Source organism: Mesorhizobium sp. M0185, assembly GCF_040322175.1.
Lineage (GTDB): Bacteria > Pseudomonadota > Alphaproteobacteria > Rhizobiales > Rhizobiaceae > Mesorhizobium.
Genome location: NZ_JAMYSY010000005.1, coordinates 126,321 through 146,885, shown reverse-complemented (window position 1 = coordinate 146,885; position 20,565 = coordinate 126,321). Strand labels below are relative to the sequence as shown.

Below are 20,565 nucleotides of genomic sequence, written 5' to 3'. Positions count from 1 at the left end.
TCACTCCGGGCCGCGCAAGCGGTGGATGTATTCCACCAGTCCGGCAGTCGAGGCATCCCGCTTTGCGGCGTTCTCCTTGCCTTCAACGACGGGCAGCAGCCCGGTCGCCAGTTCCTTGCCGAGCTCGACGCCCCACTGGTCGAAGGAGTTGATGTTGAACAGCGTGCCTTCGACGAAGACGCGGTGTTCGTAAAGCGCAATCAGCCGTCCGAACGTGTGGGGGTCGAGTTTCCTGTAGAGGATCGTCACTGAGGGGCGGTCGCCGGAGAAGACACGGTGCGGAGCAATCCTGTCGACATCGGCCGGCTTCATGCCTTTCGCCAGCATCTGCGCTCGGGCTTCCTCAAGCGTGCGGCCCTTCATGAAGGCTTCCGACTGCGCCAGGCAATTGGCAAGCAGAAGGTCGTGGTGATGCTTCAGTTCCGGCTCGTGGCCGACGGCAGCGGCAAGGAATTCGACCGGAATGAAATCGGTGCCCTGATGCAGAAGTTGGAAGAAGGCATGCTGGCCATTGGTGCCGGGCTCGCCCCAGACCAGCGGGCCGGTCGGCGTCGTTGCAGCGCCGCCGTCCAGGGTGACGCTCTTGCCGTTCGATTCCATGTCGAGCTGCTGCAGATAGGCCGGCAGCCTGGACAGACGCTGATCGTAGGGGATGACGGCGCGAGCGGGGTATTTGCAGATCACGCGGTGCCACCAGCCAATCAGCCCCATCAGCGCCGGCAGGTTCTTCGCCAGCGGCGCGGTGCGGAAATGCTCGTCCATCTCATGGGCGCCGTCGAGAAAGGCGCGAAAATCCTTCGGGCCGATGGCGATCATCACCGGCAGACCGATCGCACCCCAGACGGAATAGCGGCCGCCGACCCAGTCCCAGAAGCCGAAGACGCGATCGGGCGCGATGCCGAATTTGGCGACTAGGTCGAGCGCCGTCGAGACAGCGGCGAAATGCTTGCCGACCGCTTCCTTGCCGAGCGCCTTCTCGACCCATCTGCGCGCGGTTTCGGCATTGGTCATCGTCTCGACCGTGGTGAAGGTCTTGGAGGCGATGATGAACAGGGTGGTTTCGGCGGAAAGACCCTTCAGCGTGTCGTGGATATGGGCACCGTCGATATTGGATACGTAATGCGCGCGCGGCCCGTCATGATAGGGCGCCAGCGCCAGCGTCGCCATGGCCGGGCCAAGATCGGAGCCGCCGATGCCGATGTTGACGATGTCGGTGATTTTCTTGCCGGTCGCGCCGGCCGCCTTGCCGGAACGCACCGCGTCGGCGAAGGCACCCATCGCGTCGAGTACGGCAAGGACTTCCGCGTTCACGTCCTGGCCGTCGAGCACGATGCCCTTGCCGGTCAGGTTGCGCAGCGCCGTGTGCAGCACGGCACGGCCTTCAGTGACGTTGATCTTCTTGCCGGCAAACATCGCGTCGCGCCGGCCTTCGAGGTCAGCGGCCTCAGCCAGCTTCTCCAGCAACTCCATAGTCCGCGCATCGACCGCGCATTTCGACCAGTCGAGCAGCAGGTCGCCGTCACTGGCGGAGAATTTCTCGAAGCGCTGCGGATCGGCAGCGAAAGCCTCGCGCATCGAGCCCGATTTGGCCGCACGATGATCGCGCAACGCGTCGAGCTGCTTTTGAAAGGACGATTGATCCACTGCTTCGCTCCGGTTCTTGAGGTGCATCTTATCAGGCCGGATGTTTCCGGCGCGTGTCGTCGCGGCAAACTATCGGGTCGAATTCCATCTGTTTCAATGCGCAGCGATGCCGCAGCGCAGCGTGGGCCGGCTCAAAGGATCACTGGCATAAATCCCAGCGATCAGAAAAATTGATTGGCGCAACACCTTGTGCCACCGGTACATTCGACTGGTCCAGCCAAGTGAAAAAAGCTGGCCATCGAGGAACATCTCCCATGCCACAGCGAAACGACACGGCCATATGGTCCGGCCTGTTCCGGATTTCGGCGGAATCCGGTCAGACCCTGCAGGCGCAGATCCGCCAGGCGATCGTCGCCGCCATCCTCGACCGGCAGATCGCGGCTTCCATGCCGCTTCCGTCCTGCCGGATTCTTGCCGAAAAACTCGGCGTGGCGCGCGGCACCGTGGTGCTGGCCTTCCAGCAGCTGGTCGACCAGGGCTTCCTGGTGGCGCGCGAGCGCCGCGGCCATTTCGTCAATCCCGAAGTGCTGGCGACGCCGGCCAAGCCGCATCAGAAGGCGCCCGACCAGGCCAACGAGATCGACTGGAAGGCGCGTCGGCAGATCGCGGCGAGCGACATGCCGCCGCCGGCCAAGCACGACAACTGGATCAAGTCGTCATACCCCTTCGTCTATGGCCAATTCGACCCGGCGCTGTTCCCGACCGCCGAATGGCGCGAGTGCAACCGCATGGCGTTGGCGGTGCTCGAAATCCGCAACTGGGCATCCGACATGGTCGACCGCGACGATCCGCTCCTGATCGAGCAGATCCAGGCACGGCTGCTGCCGCGACGCGGCATCTTCGCCAATCCGGACGAGATCATCGTGACGTTGGGCGCCCAGAACGCGCTTTACATGCTGGCGACGCTGTTGATGACCAAGGGCTCCAAGGTGGCGATGGAGGACCCGGGCTATCCCGATGCACGTTCGATCTTCCGGCTGGCCGGCGCCGAGATCCAGCCGGTTCCGGTCGACCACTCCGGCATCGTAACCTCGGCCATTCCCAATGATTCCGGCTTCGTCTTCGTCACGCCCAGCCACCATTGCCCGACCATGGTGCCGCTGTCGGCAGAGCGGCGGCAGGAGCTTTTGGCGCGCGCCAACCGGCACAACCAGATCATCATCGAGGACGGATATGACAGCCAGCTCCTGGACGAGGCGCCGCAGCAGGCGCTGAAGAGCCTCGATCGCTCCGGCCGCGTCGTCTATGTCGGCTCGATGTCGAAGACGCTGGCTCCCGGCCTCAGGCTCGGCTACATCGTCGCCTCGGCCGGGCTGATCTCCGAGCTTCGGGCGCTACGCCGCTTCATGCTGCGCCATCCGCCGGCGAACAACCAGCGCGCCGTCGCATTGTTCCTGTCGCTCGGCCATCACGAGGCGCTGGTGCGGCGGCTGTCGAGCGCCTTCGACGAGAGGCGCAAGCGTCTGGTCCATGCGATTTCCGCCTTCCTGCCGGAGTGGCGCTCGACCGATTCGGCCGGCGGCACGTCGCTCTGGCTCGAGGGGCCGCGCGGCACCGATTCGCGCGGGCTGGCGGAGGCCGCGGCCTCGCGCAGCGTCATCATCGAGCCTGGCGACCGCTTCTTCGACCGCACCGAAAAGCCATCGCGTTTCATGCGCTTGGGCATTTCCTCGATCGCGTTGCAGCACATCGAACCCGGCATCCGCGAACTGGCGACGGCAGCTGGACGCAGGCCGGCAGCGGCCTGATCTCCCTTCCCCGACCGGAGCCTGGCGCATGTCGTGCGGCTCCGGTTCTTTAGCTCCTTGGCATATGCGACGGGACCGGCTGGCACATAGGCTGTGCCAAAGCCGGCGGCATAGTCGCTGTATAGAGGGGACGGAGCAGGCCGATGGTGGACCAACCGCCGCGCCCGCTCCGCAGCTAAAGTTGGAGTGCCTTCATGCCAATGGCCCATGAGAAGCAGGACGTGTCCGCAGACCAGCGTTCGCGGCGGTCCGGCGGGCGCGAGGCGCGCCGCGCCATGCGGGCGGCACCGCTTGCCGACGACGTCAAGCCGGTGCGTGCCGGCCTCGAAGGCGGAAGCTACAGCCCGCTCAGCGGCAGCGATTGCGAACGTATCCACGAGGCCGTGCTTACCCTTCTGGAGACGGTCGGCTTCGCCAACGCCATCCCCTCCTGCATCGAGGCGCTGACCAAAGCCGGCGCGACCTTCAGTGAGGACGGCCGCCTGCGCTTTCCTCGCGGCCTTGTGCTCGACACCATCAAGAACGCGGCGCGGCATTTCACCCTCCACGGCCAGGATCCGAAGCACGACATGGTGATCCAGGGCAAGCGTGTGCACTACGGCACGGCCGGTGCTGCGGTGCATCTTGTCGATGTCGAAAAGCGTGAGTATCGCGAGTCGCTGCTGCAGGACATTTACGATGCCGCGCGCCTGGTCGAAGGGCTCGACAACATCCATTTCTTCCAGCGGCCGATGGTGCCGCGCGACATTCCCGACCCGCTCGATATGGATTTCAACACGCTCTACGCCTGCGTCATGGGCACGTCGAAGCATGTCGGCACCTCGTTTACCGTGCGTGAGAACGTCAAGCCGGCGCTCGACATGCTCTATGCGATCGCGGGCGGCGAAGAGAATTTTCGCGCGCGGCCTTTCGTCTCCAATTCGAACTGCTTTGTCGTGCCGCCGATGAAGTTTGCCGAGGACGCCTGTGGCGTTCTCGAAGCCTGCGTCGAGGGCGGCATTCCGATCCTGCTGCTGTCGGCAGGACAGGCGGGTGCGACGGCACCGGCGGCGATTGCCGGCGCCGTGGTGCAGGCGGTCGCCGAAGTGCTCGTCGGCCTCATCTACGTCAACGCCATCAAGCCAGGCCATCCGGCGATTTTCGGTACCTGGCCGTTTGTCTCGGATCTCCGGACCGGCGCCATGTCGGGCGGTTCGGCCGAGCAGGCGGTGCTGACCGCGGCCTGCGCGCAGATGGCGCAATTTTACGACCTGCCGGGTGGTTCGGCCGCCGGCATGACAGATTCGAAACTGCCTGATATTCAGTCCGGCTACGAAAAGGGCATAACCGACGTGATGGCCGGTCTTGCCGGCCTCAACCTGGTTTACGAATCGGCCGGCATGCACGCCTCGCTGCTCGGCTTTTGCCTTGAGAGCCTGATCATCGACAACGACATGCTCGGCCACTGCCTGCGCTGCGTGCGCGGCATCGAAGTGACGGACGAGTCGCTGTCGATCGACACGATTGCCGATGTCTGCCTGAAGGGCCCGGGCCATTATCTCGGCAACGAGCAGACGCTGCGGCTGATGCAGACCGAATATTTCTATCCGGCCGTCGGCGACCGCTTTTCGCCGAAGGAATGGAATGAGAAAGGCAGGCCCGATATCCTGCAGCGGGCGATCATCGAGAAGAAACGCGTGCTTGCCGAACGCTTCCCGCGCCATGTGCCAAAGCCGGTCGACGACAAATTGCGCGCCCGCTTCGGCGATATGATCAAGCTGCCGCGAAGCAGAATGGGCGGCTGAGCGTTACCCGCTCGCCGCCAGCAACAAGACACCGGCCAGCGCCGATCCGGCAAGCGTCGGCAGCATACCGATCTTCAGCTTCAGAATGGCGATCATCGAGGCACAGGAAAGCAGCGCCGCGCGCCAGTCTATCGATGAAAGCACCGGCACGTCCATTCCAAGCCCGACATTGCGCACTTCGCCGAAGATGACGTGCAAGCCGAACCATAGAGCGAGATTCATGATGACGCCGACGACGGCGGCGGTGATCGCACCGAGCGCCGCCGACAGCGCCTTGTTGCCGCGCAGCGCTTCGATGTAAGGCGCCCCAAGGAATATCCATAGGAAACATGGGGTAAACGTCGCCCACAGCGTGAACAGCCCGCCAAACAGTCCGGCAAGCAGCGGCGCCAGCAAGCCCGGCTGGCGGAACGCGGCAACGAAGCCGACGAACTGCAAGACCAGGATGAGCGGACCCGGCGTGGTTTCGGCAAGTCCGAGGCCGTCGACCATTTCACCGGGTGCCAGCCAGCCGAAGTACTCGACCGCTGCCTGCGCGACATAGGCAAGGGCTGCGTAGGCGCCGCCGAAGGTGACGACCGCCATGACACTGAAGAAGCCACCGATTTGAGTCCAAACGCTGGCAGGGCCGGTGAAAGCCCAGACCAGCAGAACAGGCCCCAGCCAGATCGGCAGCCAGATCGCCAAAGTGCGCGGCGCGTGCCATCGTGTCGGCCTGACGTGGGTCAGTTCACCGCGCTCGAACATCAGATCGACCACGCCCTTTATGTCGGGAACATCGCCCTTGCCATGCGAGGCGCCGGAAAAAACTGCCGGCGCACTACGGTTGCCGATCCAGCCTGCCAGCCCGGCAAGCAGCACGATCAGCGGAAACGGCACGTTCAACGCGTAGATGGCAATGAAGGCGGCGAGTGCGATCGACACCATGACCGGGTTTTTCAGCGCGCGTCTGCCAATCCGGATCACCGCGTCGATGACAATGGCGAGCACGGTCGCCTTGACCCCGAAAAACAGCGCCGCGACGAGCGGTACATCGCCATAGAGCGCATAGAGGCTGCTCAGGACGAGCATGACAAGCGCGCCCGGCACGACGAAGAGAATGCCGGCAACAAGGCCGCCGGCCGTTTTGTGCAGCAACCAGCCGATATAGATGGCGAGTTGCTGGGCCTCGGGGCCAGGCAGCAGCATGCAGTAGTTCAACGCATGCAGAAAGCGCTGTTCGCCGATCCAGCGCCGTTCCTCGACCAGTTCCTTGTGCATGAGCGCGATCTGCCCGGCCGGGCCGCCAAAGCTGAGCACGCCGATTTTTGCCCAGACCTTCACGGCCTGCCGGAAGCTCGGCACAGCGGGCTCCTGAATCTCCGCCGGCTTTTTCGAAAGGACGGCGCTCACGATGGTTTGCCTGTGCCGAGACTGACTGCGCCGGCGACCGGCCAGTTATGCGTCTCCTCGGTGGCATCGCGGCACCAGCGGAAGAACGCATCGTAAAGCAGCATGCCGGCCTCGAGCTGCTCCAGATCGTCGCGAAACATCCGTGACAGGCCAAGCGAGGCGGCCAGGAACCCGGCCGCCTGTGGAACAAGATCGAGGCTCGCAGTATCGGCAGCGCGTATGATCGTGGCCAGGCGATCGAGCGCTTCGGATTTGAGCCCGAACTCCTCGATCATGGTGTCGAAGGTGCAGCGTTCGCCGCGGTGGCTCCAGAACACGTTCTCGATGTCGAAGGGGATGGCCTGAAAGCGATCGGCGACGGCCGCCACTTCGGCCGGCTCGACGAAGAGAAAGACCGCGTGAGGATCGATGAAGCGCCGGATCAGCCAGGGGCAGCCGATGCGGTCGATCTTCGGGCGCGTACGCGTCACCCAAACGGTGCGGCCCTTGGCATCGGCGGGCGGTATCTTGTCGGCGTGAACGAGAAGGCCCTTGGCATCGCGCCACGCTTCAAACCCGCCATCGAGCGATTCGGCGGCAACGCCCTCCTGCCGTAGCCATGCGGCCACGCCTTGCGAGAGCTTTTTTCCCTGTTGGCAGACAACTGTCACTTGCCTGCCGGCGAAGTCGGCAGCCCAGTTCGAGACACTCCTGAAATCACGACGATCCGACCCCGGCAGCAGGCGCGGATCGGCGTTGTAGTCATCATCGATGCGGACGTCGATGATTGCGGGTGCACCCGGCAGCCCAATCAGACGGGACAGTTGCGATACAGTGATAGCGGTTGTTGACGGCATGGCGTCCACCTCCTTGAAAGAGAAGCTTGGACGCGAACGTTGGGCTGACGCCTCACGGGGTCGTCGCGATGCACCCCTTGCGATGATCGTGGATTTGTCACGCCCGCTTGTCAAGCATTGCCGTTCTCGCGGGAGCAATCGCTGTTGACAAATGACCGCGTCCAACCCTGTGCCGGGCATTTCTGCCCATTAACGGCAGGCTATCGCAGGTGGAAAGCCGAGGCTTTCGCTCTACGATGTACCCCCACCCCTACACCTCCTGGCGCTGACCTCGGCAAATTGCCTGCATCGGCGGCTGGCTCGTGCGACGGACCCTGGTCAGTGATTGTCCCTCGGCACGCCGCTTGTATGAGCCACATCCTGGTATTTCACCGCCGGCTTCAGCACCATTCCTTCGGAAAACTGGTCGACCATGCCGCGCTGGATTTCCTGCCAGGGCGTCTGGTGCTTCGGATACTGATAGCCGCCATTGTTTTGCAGCTCGGCGCGGCGCCGCGTGATCTCGTCGTCGCTGACGAGGATGTCGGCGGTGCCCTTGCGCAGGTCGATGCGGACGCGGTCGCCGGTCTTCAGCAGCGCCAGGCCGCCGCCGATGGCGGCTTCCGGCGAGGCGTTGAGGATCGATGGCGAGCCCGACGTGCCCGACTGGCGACCGTCGCCGATACAGGCCAGCGCGTGGATGCCCTTTTTGATCAGATAGGCAGGCGGCTGCATGTTGACGACTTCGGCGCCGCCGGGATAGCCGATCGGGCCGGCGCCGCGCATGAACAGGATGGTGTGCTCGTCGATGCCCTGTGCCGGGTCGTCGATGCGGGCGTGATAGTCCTCGGGGCCGTCGAAGACCATGGCGTTGCCCTCGAAGGCTTCGGGGTCCTTCGGGTTCGACAGATAGCGCTCGCGGAATTCGGGCGAGATGCCGCTGGTCTTCATGATCGCCGAATCGAACAGATTGCCCTTGAGATTGATGAAGCCGGCATTGGCTTTCAACGGCTCGGCAACCGTGCGGATGACGTCGAGGTTCTCGTTGACGGCGCCGCTGCAATTGTCGCCGATGGTCTTGCCGTTAGCTGTCATGGCATCCGGATAGGGCAGCAGGCCGCCCTTCATCAGTTCGGCGACCACGGCCGGCACGCCGCCGGCATGGTGATAGTCCTCGCCGAGATATTCGCCCGTCGGCTGCAGATTGACGATGAGCGGTATGTTGAGGCCGACCTTCTGCCAATCGTCATTGTCGAGCGAAACGCCGAGATGGCGGGCGATGGCGTTGAGGTGGATCGGCGCATTGGTCGAGCCGCCGATCGCCGAGTTGACGACGATGGCGTTCTCGAAGGCCTTACGGGTCATGATGTCGGAGGGCTTCAGATCCTCATGCACCATGTCGACGATGCGCTTTCCGGTCTCGTAGGCGATCTGGCCGCGCTCGCGATAGGGGGCGGGGATAGCGGCCGAGCCCGGCAATTGCATGCCGAGCGCCTCGGCCAGCGAATTCATCGTGGTGGCGGTACCCATCGTGTTGCAATAGCCGGTCGACGGCGCCGAGGAGGCAACGATATCCATGAACTCGTCATAGCCAATCTCGCCGGCCGACAGGCGCTGGCGCGATTCCCAGACGATAGTGCCGGAGCCGGTGCGCTTGCCCTTGTGCCAGCCGTTGAGCATCGGGCCGACCGAAAGCGCGATAGCCGGAATGTTGACGGTGGCCGCGGCCATCAGCATGGCCGGCGTCGTCTTGTCGCAGCCGATGGTGAGCACCACGCCGTCGAGCGGATAGCCGTAGAGCACCTCTACCAGGCTGAGATAGGCAAGGTTGCGGTCAAGTGCAGCAGTCGGCCGCTTGCCGGTCTCCTGGATCGGGTGGCAAGGGAACTCGAAAGGGATGCCACCCATCGAGACGATGCCTTCGCGCACGCGCTTGGCCAGTTCGATGTGATGGCGGTTGCAGGGCGACAGGTCCGAGCCGGTCTGGGCGATGCCGATCAGCGGCTTGCCGGACATCAGTTCGGCCCGCGTCAGCCCGTAATTCAGGTAGCGCTCCAGATAGAGTGCCGTCATGCCCGGATTGTCGGGATTGTCGAACCACTCTTGCGAGCGAAATTTTTTCTTGTGGGTGGGGGCGCCTGCCATCGTGGTCTCCGTATTTGTATGACAAATCGATATGACAACGCGCGGGAGCAGGCAAGGGGCACGCGCCATCCGAATCCGCTCTTTGGTACGAAAGACATACATCTGCCTCCGCGCTAGACGGGATCGTGGTTTGTCAGCCCGCCATCCCGGAGAGTTGGAGCGCGTCGCCGCGGACCCTACCTGACCCTTCCGGCCACCCTCCCCCTCAAGAGGCCCACTTGGGGAGGGACATCCGCATCACTCGAACACGATGCTCGGCACTGCAGCCTCGGCCGCGCCGCGCTCTTCATTGACGCGGTCCCAGACCCTGGCGGCGATGTCGCGATAGATTTTCGCCTCAGCGCCATCCGGCTTGGAGACCACCACTGGCGTGCCGGCATCGGAGCTTTCGCGGATGCCCATCTCGAGCGGCACTTCGCCAAGGAAGGTGACGCCGAGACGCTCGGCCTCGCGGCGCGCGCCGCCATGGCCGAAGATGTCGTAGCGTTTTCCCGTATCGGGGGCGAGAAAATAGCTCATGTTTTCGACGATACCCAATAGCGGCACGTCGACCTTTCTGAACATGTTGAGGCCTTTGCGCGCATCGATCAGGGCCAGGTCCTGTGGCGTCGAGACGATGACGGCGCCGGCCAGCGGCACCTGTTGGGCCATGGTCAGCTGGGCGTCGCCGGTGCCGGGCGGCATGTCGACGACGAGCACATCAAGCGGTCCCCATTCGACCTCGCGCAGCATCTGCGTCAATGCCGACATCACCATCGGCCCGCGCCAGATCATCGGCGTCTCCTCATCGACGAGGAAGCCCATCGACATGACCTTGAGGCCATAATTCTGCATCGGCTTCAGGATCTTGCCGTCGACGGTCTGCGGCCTGCCACGAATGTTGAGCAGACGCGGCATGGAAGGGCCATAAATGTCGGCATCGAGCACCCCGACCCGCAGCCCGTTGGCGGCAAGCCCAAGGGCGATATTGACGGCGGTGGTCGACTTGCCGACGCCGCCCTTGCCGGAAGCGACGGCGATGATCGCTTCGATGCCGGGTACGCCGCGCTTGCCCTGGCTGTGCGAGGCGGGCGCCTGCGGCGCGGGACGCGCAGGTGCGGCCGGCGGAGCGGGCCTCTGAGCCGGTCTTTGCGGAACCGGCGCCTCCATGCCGCCGCCCTTCTTTTCCGCCGTCAGCGCGACCACGGCGCCGGCAACACCGGGGATCGCCTTGACGACACGTTCGGCCGCCGCACGCAGCGGTTCCATCTCCTGGGCACGGGCAGCGGGAACGGTGATCGAAAAGAACACCTTGGCATCGGCAATGAAAATCTCGGAAACCAGGCCGAGGTCGACGATATTGCCGGTGAAATCCGGCCCATTGACCGTCTTCAGGCGCTCGATAACGATTTCCTTGGTCACGTTTTCATTGGCGGCGGGCATGAGTTTTTCCTCTACTTTTCCGCTCCAGATAATGCAGTTCCGGAACAGAACCAAGCGATGGACCACCAATTGCAGCGGCGTATCGGGGAGGCAGCGAGCATATGACGGCATTTCCAGTGGGAGCAGCCGTCGCCAAATCGTCAACGCAGCCTATTTCATGAGCATGGAATGACAGCCAGGGAAGGAGACGAATCATGCTCGCAAACAGCAACGCGACGGCCAATCTCGCCGTGAAGGACCTGGCCAAGGCCAAGGCATTCTACGAAGGGGTCCTTGGCCTGAAAGAGGTGCACAATGAAGGTGGCGAACTGATCGTCTATAAAAGCGGCGACACCAGCATCAACGTCTACCGTTCGAACTTCGCTGGGACCAACAAGGCGACGGCTGTGACATGGACGGTCGGCGACGAACTCGGCAAGATCGTTGAGGCATTGAAATCGAAGGGCGTGACCTTCGAGCATTACGACATGCCAGGCCTGACGCTGGAGGGCGATGTTCATGTCGGTCAGGGCATGAAGGTCGCATGGTTCAAGGATCCGGACGGCAACATCCTGAACCTTGTGGATAGGTAGATACGGCGCATCGCCTGCCGCGCAGTGCTACGGTGCTGTCACCATGCCAGGCCGACCGCGAGGTAGGTGAGAGCCGCGATCGCCGCGGTTGCCGGCAGGGTGACGATCCATGCCACCACGATGTTACCGGCAATGCCCCAGCGAACGGCGGAGACGCGGCGGGCGGCGCCGACGCCGATGATGGCGCCGGTGATCGTGTGCGTGGTCGATACCGGAATACCGAGCCAGGTGGCGGCGAACAGGGTGATCGCTCCGCCGGTCTCGGCGCAGAAACCCTGCATCGGGTTCAGCCGGGTGATCTTCGAGCCCATGGTGTGGACGATGCGCCAGCCGCCGAGCAACGTGCCCAGCGCCAGCGCCGACTGACAGGTGATGACGACCCACAGCGGCACGTAAAAATTCGCGCCGAGCATGCCTTGCGAATAGAGCAGCACGGCGATGATGCCCATAGTCTTCTGCGCGTCGTTGCCGCCATGGCCGAGCGAATAGAGCGAGGCGGAAAAGAACTGCATGACGCGGAAGGTGCTGTCGACGGCGAACGGCGTCCGCCGCACGAACAGCCAGGAGACCGCGAGGATCAGGACGAGCGCCAGCAGAAAACCTGCCGCCGGCGATAGCACGATGGCCGCCGTCGTTTTGCCCAACCCGGTCCAGACGATGGCGCCGGTGCCTGCCTTGGCAACGCCGGCGCCGACCAAACCGCCGATCAGAGCGTGCGAGCTGCTGGACGGGATGCCGACGAGCCAGGTGACGATATTCCAGACGATGGCGCCGACAAGTGCTGCGAAGATCACTGCCGGCGTGACGATGCTGGCGTCGATGATGCCGGTTCCGAGCGTCTCCGCCACGTGAAGACCGAAGAACATGAAGGCGATGAAATTGAAGAAAGCCGCCCAGAACACCGCATAGTGCGGCCTCAGCACGCGGGTCGAGACGATGGTGGCGATGGAGTTGGCGGCATCGTGCAGGCCGTTGAGGAAATCGAAGAACAGTGCAACGGCGACAAGGCCGACCAGTACGGGAAAGGCTATTGCGGCTTCCACTATACGTTCTCGATGACGATGCCGCTGATTTCGTTGGCGACGTCCTCGAAGCGATCGACCACCTTTTCCAGCTGGCCGTAGATCTCGCTGCCGATCAGATAGGCCATCGGATCGCTGCGGCCGTGCCGCTTGAACAGGTCCTTCAGGCCCTGTTCGTGCAGGTCGTCGGCCCGGCCTTCGGCGCGCATGACTTCCTCGGCGATGGCGTTGAGGCGCACCGTATGCGCCCCGACCTTGCCGAGCAGCGGGATCGCCTCGGCCACCAACTTGGCGGCCTCGACGATGACGCCCCCCATTTCCTGCATCAGCGGGTCGAATTCCTTCTTTTCGAACAGCTTTACCGTCTTGACGGTCTTGTGCATCATGTCGATGGCATCATCCATCGACTGGATCAGGTCCTTGATGTCGCCACGGTCGAAGGGCGTGATGAAGGAGCGGCGCACGGCCAGCAGCACTTCCGCGGTGATCTGATCGGCTTCGTCCTCGAGATCGATGATCGTCTGACACCAGCGGTCGATGTCGTTGCCCTGCAAAAGCTGCTGCAGTGCCTCGGCGCCACCGACCACGGTGCGGGAATGCCGCTCGAACAGGTCGAAGAAGCGATCTTCGCGCGGCAAAAGCTTGCGGAACCAGCCCAGCATGTTCGATCTCCCGTCGTGTCCAGTCCACGACCCCCGTCTCATCCACATAGCGCCGCATTCCATCGCGGGAAACAGTAAGCCGGCTGAAAGATGTGGATGCGGGCGATTTACACAGGCGGCTTGCGGCCGAAGGCGATTTCCACGACGTTGCGCGCTACAATCGGACACAGCGTCCGTGACAGGCTCCCGACGGCATGATCGACAAGCTGGAATTCTTCATAGCACTTGCCAGGGAAGAACATTTCGGTCGGGCGGCGGAGGTGTGCGGCGTCACCCAACCGACGCTTTCGGCCGGCATCAAGCAGCTGGAAGGCCAGCTCGGCGTGATGCTGGTGCTGCGCGGCTCGCGCTTCCAGGGATTGACGCCGGAAGGCAAGCAGGTGTTGGTGTGGGCGCGCCGCATCGTCGGCGACAGCAGGACCATGCGCGAGGAGATGCGGGCGGCACGCCACGGCCTGTCAGGGCGCATCCGCATCGCCGCGATCCCGACGGCGCTGGCCATGGTGGCGCGACTGACGACGCCGTTTCGGGCAAAGCACCCCGGCGTCACCTTCTCGGTGCTGTCGCGGACCTCGATCGAGGTGCTGTCGCTGCTCGGCAATTTCGACATCGACGCCGGCGTCACCTATCTCGACAACGAGCCGCTCGGACGCGTCACCAGCGTGCCGCTCTACGACGAGCGCTACCAACTGATCACCGCCGTCGGGAACCCCTATTCCGACCGCGACAAAGTGACATGGGCGGAACTCAGCCAGCTGCCGCTCTGCCTGCTGACGCCGGACATGCAGAACCGCCGCATCATCGACCAGCATCTGGCCGAAGCCGGCGTGCAGGTGCGGCCGACATTGGAATCCAACTCGATGATCGTGCTGTTTTCGCATATCCGCACCGGCAAATGGTCGTCGATCATGCCGCTTAACCTCTCGGAAACCTTCGGTTTTTCCGAGCCGATCCGGGCGATCCCGATCGTCGAGCCCGACGCAAGCCACACGGTCGGGCTGGTGGCGGCGCGGCGCGAACCGCACACGCCGCTCGTCTCGGCGCTGTTGGACGAGGCAATGGCGCTGGCGGACGATTTCCGCGGCCGCCGCTAGGCTAGACAATGCTGGTGACTGCGAACGATAGAAAATTTCTATCGAGCAACGGATCGGCTTTATTGATTTAGCGGGTTTCCTCTGATTTCCTAAGCACTTAGCGGAAGACCGCCACGACCAGGGAGGGCGCTGCATGACGATGCAGCCTGCAAGTACCGAGATCGCATCGCGCACCGCGGCGATCATCCACGAGCTGAAAGGCCTCGAAGGCCCGCTGCTGCCGATCCTGCACGGCATCCAGGAAGAGTTCGGTTATGTGCCGCAGGACGCGCTTCCGGTCATCGCCGAGGCGCTGAACATCTCCAGGGCCGAGGTGCACGGCGTCGTGACCTTCTATCACGATTATCGCAGCCAGCCGGCTGGCCGCCATGTGCTGAAGCTCTGCCAGGCGGAAGCCTGCCAGTCGATGGGTTCGGATGCGATCGCCGCCAAGCTCAAATCATTGCTGGGCATCGGCTTCCACGAGACAACCCGTGACGGTTCGGTGACGCTGGAGCCGGTCTATTGCCTCGGCCTTTGCGCCTGCTCGCCGTCGGCGATGCTGGACGGGGAGGTGATCGGTCGGCTCGACGACGAAAAGCTCAACGAGATCGTTGCCGAGGTGCGCTCATGATCCCGCGTATCTATATTCCCGGCGATTCCGGCGCGCTGGCGCTCGGCGCGGAAAAGGTCGCCAAGGCGATTCGGGCGGAACTGGCCGAGCGCGGCATCGAGGCCAAGATCGTGCGCAACGGCTCGCGCGGCGCCTATTTCCTCGAGCCGATGGTCGAAGTGGCAACAGCTAGTGGCCGCGTCGCCTATGGGCCGGTGAAGCCCTCCGACGTCAAAAGCCTGTTCGACTGCGGCTTTCTCACCGGCGGCCACCACAAGCGCTGGCTGGGCGCACCGGACAAGATCCCGTTCCTTGCCAGGCAGACGCGGCTGACCTTTGCGCGCTGCGGCGTCACCGATCCGCTGTCGCTCGATCACTACAAGGCGCATGGCGGGCTGAAGGGCCTGCAGAATGCAGTGGCGATGACGCCGGCCGAGGTCGTCAAGCAGGTGACCGAGTCCGGGCTGCGCGGTCGTGGCGGCGCCGGCTTCCCGACTGGCATCAAATGGAAAACTGTGCTCGATACGTCGGCCGACCGCAAATACATCGTCTGCAATGCCGATGAAGGCGATTCCGGCACGTTCGCCGACCGCATGATCATGGAAGGCGACCCCTTCGTGCTGATCGAAGGCATGGCGATCGCCGGCATCGCCACCGGCGCGACCAAGGGCTTTATCTATATCCGCTCCGAATATCCGCACGCGGTGGCGGTGATGCAGAAGGCCGTCGAGATCGCCCGCAAGGCCGGCGTGCTCGGCGTCAATGTGCTCGGCTCGGCCAATTCATTCGACATGGAAGTGCGCGTCGGCGCCGGCGCCTATGTTTGCGGCGAGGAAACCGCCCTGCTCGACAGCCTCGAAGGCAAGCGCGGACAGGTGCGGGCCAAGCCGCCGCTGCCGGCGCACAAGGGCCTGTTCGGCAAGCCGACAGTGATCAACAACGTCATCTCGCTGGCCTCGGTGCCGGTGATCATGGACAAGGGCGCCGCCTTCTACAAGGATTTCGGCATGGGCCGTTCACGCGGCACCATCCCCATCCAGATTGCCGGCAACGTCAAGTATCCCGGTCTCTACGAGGCGGCGTTCGGCATGACGCTGGGCGAGATCGTCGACGATATCGGCGGCGGCACGGCGACGGGACGCCCGGTCAAAGCGGTGCAGGTGGGTGGCCCGCTCGGCGCCTATTTCCCGCGCGCGCTGTTCGACACGCCGTTCGACTACGAAGCGTTTGCCGCCAAGGACGGGCTGATCGGCCATGCCGGCATCGTCGTTTTCGACGACAGCGCCGACATGCTGAAGCAGGCACGCTTTGCCATGGAATTCTGCGCCATCGAGAGCTGCGGCAAGTGCACGCCGTGCCGCATCGGCTCGACGCGCGGTGTCGAGGTGCTGGACCGGCTCGCCCAGAACGTCGAACCGGAAAAGCAGATCGCGCTGGTCACCGACCTTTGCAACACGATGAAGTTCGGCTCGCTTTGCGCTCTCGGCGGCTTCACCCCATATCCAGTGATGAGTGCACTCAACCATTTCCCGGACGACTTTCGGCCGACGCCGGTCGCCGAAGCAGCGGAATAGGAGCGGACAGGTATGAACGCGGCATTCGACATCAAATCGCTGGTCCAGGAAATCGACTACGGCACACCCGCCTCTGAAGCCGAGCAGCAAGTGACGCTGACCGTCGACGGCAAGTCGATAACGGTGCCGGCCGGTACCTCGATCATGCGCGCTTCGATGGAAGCGGGCGTCGAAATCCCGAAACTCTGCGCCACCGACATGCTGGACTCGTTCGGCTCCTGCCGGGTCTGCCTCGTCGAGATCGACGGGCGCGGCGGCACGCCGGCCTCATGCACGACGCCGGTCGGCGAAGGCATGGTCGTGCATACGCAGAGCGACCGGCTAGACGCCATTCGCCGCGGCGTGATGGAACTCTACGTCTCCGACCATCCTGCGGCGTGGGGCGAGAAGGCCGGCACTGGCGCCAGCGAGTTCGACAAGATCGTCAGGACGGTCGGCCTGATCGAGAACCGCTATGGCGTGGACGGCCGCAACCACGTCAAGCAGGAAAACGGCGTGGCGCCCGGCCATGGCTCGCTGACCATCGATTACATCGCCCGCGATGAATCGAACCCGTATTTCACCTACGATCCTACGCAGTGCATCGTCTGCTCGCGCTGCGTGCGCGCCTGTGAGGAGGTGCAGGGCACGTTCGCGCTGACCATCGAGGGCCGCGGCTTCGAATCCAGGGTCTCGGCCGGCATGCACGAGGCGTTCGTCGATTCCGAATGCGTGTCGTGCGGGGCCTGCGTGCAGGCCTGCCCGACCGATGCGCTGAGAGAAAAGACCGTGCTGGCGAAAGGCCTGCCCGAGCGCTCGACCGTCACCACCTGCGCCTATTGCGGCGTCGGCTGTTCGTTCAAGGCTGAGGTCAAGGGCGACGAGGTCATCCGCATGATGCCCTACAAGGCAGGCAAGGCCAACCACGGCCACTCCTGCGTCAAGGGCCGCTTCGCCTATGGCTATGCGACGCACAAGGACCGGATCCTGAAACCAATGATCCGCGAGAAGGTCAGCGATCCGTGGCGCGAAGTGTCGTGGGAAGAGGCGCTCACCCACACGGCGAATGAATTCCGCCGCATCCAGTACCAGTACGGCCGCACCTCGATCGGCGGCATCACCTCCTCGCGCTGCACCAACGAGGAGACCTACCTCGTCCAGAAGCTTGTCCGGCAGGGCTTCCGCAACAACAATGTCGATACCTGCGCCCGCGTCTGCCATTCGCCGACCGGCTATGGTCTCGGCCAGACCTTCGGCACCTCCGCCGGCACGCAGGACTTCGATTCGATCGAGCAGACGGACGTGATCCTGCTGATCGGCGCCAATCCGACCGATGCGCATCCGGTGTTCGCCTCGCGCATGAAGAAGCGCATGCGCGAGGGCGCCAAGCTGATCGTGCTCGATCCGCGCCGCACCGACATCGTGCGCTCGGCCCACGTCGAGGCGCAGTTCCATCTGCCGCTGAAGCCGGGCACCAACGTCGCCATGCTGACCGCACTTGCCCATGTCATCGTCACCGAGGGCCTGTTCGACGAGGCCTTCATCCGCGAGCGCTGCGACTGGGACGAGTTCCAGGACTGGGCATCGTTCGTGGCGCTGCCGGAAAACAGCCCGGAAGTGGTCGGCCAGCTTGCAAATGTCGATCCCGACGACATACGCGGCGCGGCGCGGCTCTACGCCCGCGGCGGTAACGGCGCGATCTATTACGGCCTCGGCGTGACCGAGCACAGCCAGGGCTCGACCACCGTCATCGCCATTGCTAACCTCGCCATGGCGACCGGCAATATCGGCCGGCCGGGCGTCGGCGTGAACCCGCTGCGCGGCCAGAACAATGTGCAGGGCTCCTGCGACATGGGCTCGTTCCCGCACGAGCTTCCCGGCTATCGCCACATTTCAGGCGACGCGGTGCGCGCCATCTATGAGAGCCTGTGGGGCGTCAAGCTCGACGACGAGCCCGGCCTGCGCATCCCCAATATGCTGGATGCGGCCGTCGACGGCTCGTTCAAGGGGCTCTATGTGCAGGGCGAGGACATCCTGCAGTCGGACCCCGACACCAAGCATGTCGCCGCCGGTCTCGCCGCGATGGAATGCGTCGTCGTGCACGACCTCTTTCTCAACGAGACGGCCAACTACGCGCATGTGTTCCTGCCCGGCTCGACGTTCCTCGAGAAGGACGGCACCTTCACCAATGCCGAGCGCCGCATCAACATGGTGCGCAAGGTAATGGAGCCGAAATGCGGCTATGCCGACTGGGAAGCGACGCAGGAGCTCGCCAAGGCGCTCGGCCTCGGCTGGAACTACACGCATCCGTCCCAGATCATGGACGAGATCGCCAAGACAACACCAAGTTTCGCCGGCGTTTCCTTCGACCTTCTCGACCGGGTGGGCTCGGTGCAGTGGCCCTGCAACGAGAAGTCGCCGGAAGGCACGCCGATCATGCATATCGGCGGCTTCGTGCGCGGCAAGGGCAAGTTCATCCGCACCGAATACGTCGCGACCGACGAAAGGACCGGACCGCGCTTCCCGCTGCTGCTGACCACCGGCCGCATCCTGTCGCAATACAATGTCGGCGCGCAGACCCGGCGCACCGACAATGTGGTCTGGCATAGCGAGGACCGGCTGGAGATCCATCCGCACGATGCCGAAAATCGCGGCCTGCGCGACGGCGACTGGGTGCGGCTGACCAGCCGCTCCGGCGAGACGACGCTGCGCGCGCTGATCACCGAGCGGGTGTCGCCGGGCGTCGTCTATACGACCTTCCACCATCCCGACACCCAGGCCAACGTCATCACCACCGACTTCTCCGACTGGGCGACCAACTGCCCGGAATACAAGGTGACCGCGGTGCAGGTGGGTGCATCCAACGGCCCGTCGGAATGGCAGCGCGACTATGACGAGCAGGCAAAGCAAAGCCGCCGCATCGCGAAGTTGGAAGCGGCGGAGTAGTCCTTGACCGCGCGCCGCAAAGCCATTGCGCAGATCTCGCGCCTCGCGCGCCGCGCCGGCGGCACTGCGGCCGCCAACCGCATGGTGCCGGAAGAGACGCCGGTGGCGTTCTCCTTTGCCGGCACCACGCATGCGGTGATGATGGCAAGCCCGGCTGATTTCGAGGATTTCGCGCTCGGCTTCTCGCTGACCGAAGGCATCATTGCCTCGCCGGACGAAATCGAAGCGATCGAGGTCGAGGATCACGGCGCCGGCATCGATATCCAGATCCGGCTGAAGGACAGCGCCAACACCCGCTTCGAAGCGCGTCGCAGACGGCTGGCCGGCCCGGTCGGCTGCGGGCTGTGCGGCATCGAATCCATCGAGGAGGCAATGCGCTCGGTAAACCCGGTCGGTGCGTCGCAACTTACACTTCAGGCCGATGACATCGTCCGCTCGGTCAAGCTTTTGTCGAAGCTGCAGCCGCTGCACGCCGAGACCGGTGCCGTCCACGCCGCCGGTTTTTACCTTCCCGGCAAGGGCATCGTCATGGCGCGCGAGGATGTCGGCCGCCATAACGCGCTGGACAAGCTGGCTGGCGCGCTGGCCAAAGCCGGTATCGACGGCAGGTCGGGGGCCGTCGTCGTCACGTCGCGCGTTTCGGTCGAGATGGTGCAGAAGACCGCGGCGATCGGCTCGGCCGTCATCATTGCCGTCTCGGCGCCGACCGCACTTGCCATCCGCACCGCGGACGATTCCGGCATGACGCTGGTGGCGCTGGTGCGCGGCGACGATTTCGATATTTTCACCCATCCTGACCGAGTGGTTTCCGGAGTTGCCAAGCATGTCGCATGACGAGGGCCACCTCATGAGCACCAGCGAAAAGCTGGTTCGCATGGCCAACCAGATCGCCGCCTTTTTCCACTCCAAGCCGCGCGAGCAAGGCATTGCCGGCGTCGCCGAGCACATCAACAAGTTCTGGGAGCCGAGGATGCGCCGGCAATTGTTCGAGATGCTTGACAGCGGCGGCGAAGGGTTCAACGAGCTTGTCGTCGCGGCCGCGCCACACATCAAGCGGCCGGGCGCGCCGGAGGACGCAGGTTTTAGCGTCGGCGGAGCGAACACCGAGACCGCCGCGTCACAGAAGTAGCCGCCGCCGGCCTATATTCACTCGCTCTAAGGTTTCATCTGCCGC

General features: G+C 64.0%; 16 protein-coding genes. 9 read left to right on the top strand and 7 right to left on the bottom strand.

The features are described from left to right. Positions 1–1,644 (bottom strand): glucose-6-phosphate isomerase, encoded by a 1,644-nt coding sequence (gene pgi, locus NKJ20_RS06405; protein WP_352743113.1) that lies wholly within the window; start codon positions 1,642–1,644, stop codon positions 1–3. Between the two features lie 254 nt (positions 1,645–1,898). Here pgi and pdxR point away from each other — a divergent pair, with 254 nt between their 5' ends. Together pdxR and NKJ20_RS06395 are read left to right on the top strand one after the other, a co-directional pair. After that, positions 1,899–3,392 carry a MocR-like pyridoxine biosynthesis transcription factor PdxR gene (gene pdxR / locus NKJ20_RS06400; RefSeq protein ID WP_023676815.1) on the top strand — a complete coding sequence of 498 codons (1,494 nt, stop codon included), beginning with the start codon at positions 1,899–1,901 and terminating at the stop codon, positions 3,390–3,392. A gap of 194 nt (positions 3,393–3,586) precedes the next feature. Then, positions 3,587–5,176: a trimethylamine methyltransferase family protein gene (locus NKJ20_RS06395; protein ID WP_352448531.1), complete on the top strand. Its 1,590-nt coding sequence runs from the start codon at positions 3,587–3,589 to the stop codon at positions 5,174–5,176. A 3-nt stretch (positions 5,177–5,179) separates the two neighbouring features. Here the strand turns inward: NKJ20_RS06395 and chrA are convergent, their stop codons facing one another. The 4 genes from chrA to NKJ20_RS06375 form a co-directional block, all read right to left on the bottom strand. Further along, positions 5,180–6,568 carry a chromate efflux transporter gene (gene chrA, locus NKJ20_RS06390; protein ID WP_352448530.1) on the bottom strand — a complete coding sequence of 463 codons (1,389 nt, stop codon included), beginning with the start codon at positions 6,566–6,568 and terminating at the stop codon, positions 5,180–5,182. After that, positions 6,565–7,404 (bottom strand): chromate resistance protein ChrB domain-containing protein, encoded by an 840-nt coding sequence (locus tag NKJ20_RS06385; RefSeq protein ID WP_352743111.1) that lies wholly within the window; start codon positions 7,402–7,404, stop codon positions 6,565–6,567. The genes chrA and NKJ20_RS06385 overlap by 4 nt, the downstream gene beginning before the upstream one ends. Positions 7,405–7,722: 318 nt before the next feature. Further along, the gene (locus NKJ20_RS06380) at positions 7,723–9,528 is read right to left on the bottom strand and encodes an IlvD/Edd family dehydratase (RefSeq protein WP_352743109.1); all 1,806 of its coding nucleotides are present in this window, start codon (positions 9,526–9,528) and stop codon (positions 7,723–7,725) included. A gap of 237 nt (positions 9,529–9,765) precedes the next feature. Then, complete coding sequence (locus NKJ20_RS06375; protein WP_352448527.1) at positions 9,766–10,950, bottom strand: Mrp/NBP35 family ATP-binding protein; 1,185 nt, start codon at positions 10,948–10,950, stop codon at positions 9,766–9,768. A gap of 194 nt (positions 10,951–11,144) precedes the next feature. Between NKJ20_RS06375 and NKJ20_RS06370 the strand changes: the two genes are divergently transcribed. After that, a complete protein-coding gene (locus NKJ20_RS06370) occupies positions 11,145–11,522 on the top strand; it encodes a VOC family protein (RefSeq protein WP_023676809.1) in 378 nt (125 codons plus the stop codon). A 38-nt stretch (positions 11,523–11,560) separates the two neighbouring features. Here the strand turns inward: NKJ20_RS06370 and NKJ20_RS06365 are convergent, their stop codons facing one another. After that, positions 11,561–12,565 carry an inorganic phosphate transporter gene (locus NKJ20_RS06365; RefSeq protein WP_352743107.1) on the bottom strand — a complete coding sequence of 335 codons (1,005 nt, stop codon included), beginning with the start codon at positions 12,563–12,565 and terminating at the stop codon, positions 11,561–11,563. Further along, positions 12,565–13,206, bottom strand: coding sequence for a DUF47 domain-containing protein (locus NKJ20_RS06360; protein WP_023676807.1), 642 nt, complete (start codon positions 13,204–13,206; stop codon positions 12,565–12,567). The genes NKJ20_RS06365 and NKJ20_RS06360 overlap by 1 nt, the downstream gene beginning before the upstream one ends. Positions 13,207–13,400: 194 nt before the next feature. Here NKJ20_RS06360 and NKJ20_RS06355 point away from each other — a divergent pair, with 194 nt between their 5' ends. The 6 genes from NKJ20_RS06355 to NKJ20_RS06330 all read left to right on the top strand — a co-directional run bounded on the left by NKJ20_RS06355 (position 13,401) and on the right by NKJ20_RS06330 (position 20,520). Then, positions 13,401–14,300 (top strand): LysR family transcriptional regulator, encoded by a 900-nt coding sequence (locus tag NKJ20_RS06355; RefSeq protein WP_352448524.1) that lies wholly within the window; start codon positions 13,401–13,403, stop codon positions 14,298–14,300. A 133-nt stretch (positions 14,301–14,433) separates the two neighbouring features. Continuing rightward, complete coding sequence (locus NKJ20_RS06350) at positions 14,434–14,913, top strand: formate dehydrogenase subunit gamma (RefSeq protein WP_352448523.1); 480 nt, start codon at positions 14,434–14,436, stop codon at positions 14,911–14,913. Further along, positions 14,910–16,466, top strand: a complete 1,557-nt coding sequence (locus tag NKJ20_RS06345; RefSeq protein ID WP_352448522.1) for a formate dehydrogenase beta subunit — start codon at positions 14,910–14,912, stop codon at positions 16,464–16,466. Before NKJ20_RS06350 ends, NKJ20_RS06345 begins: the two co-directional genes overlap by 4 nt. 12 nt (positions 16,467–16,478) lie before the next feature. Then, positions 16,479–19,391 carry a formate dehydrogenase subunit alpha gene (gene fdhF / locus NKJ20_RS06340; protein ID WP_352743105.1) on the top strand — a complete coding sequence of 971 codons (2,913 nt, stop codon included), beginning with the start codon at positions 16,479–16,481 and terminating at the stop codon, positions 19,389–19,391. A 3-nt stretch (positions 19,392–19,394) separates the two neighbouring features. After that, entirely contained in the window at positions 19,395–20,225 is an 831-nt protein-coding gene (gene fdhD, locus NKJ20_RS06335) for a formate dehydrogenase accessory sulfurtransferase FdhD (protein ID WP_352455049.1), read from the top strand. After that, a complete protein-coding gene (locus tag NKJ20_RS06330; protein WP_352455048.1) occupies positions 20,215–20,520 on the top strand; it encodes a formate dehydrogenase subunit delta in 306 nt (101 codons plus the stop codon). Before fdhD ends, NKJ20_RS06330 begins: the two co-directional genes overlap by 11 nt. The last annotated feature ends 45 nt before the right edge of the window (positions 20,521–20,565 follow it).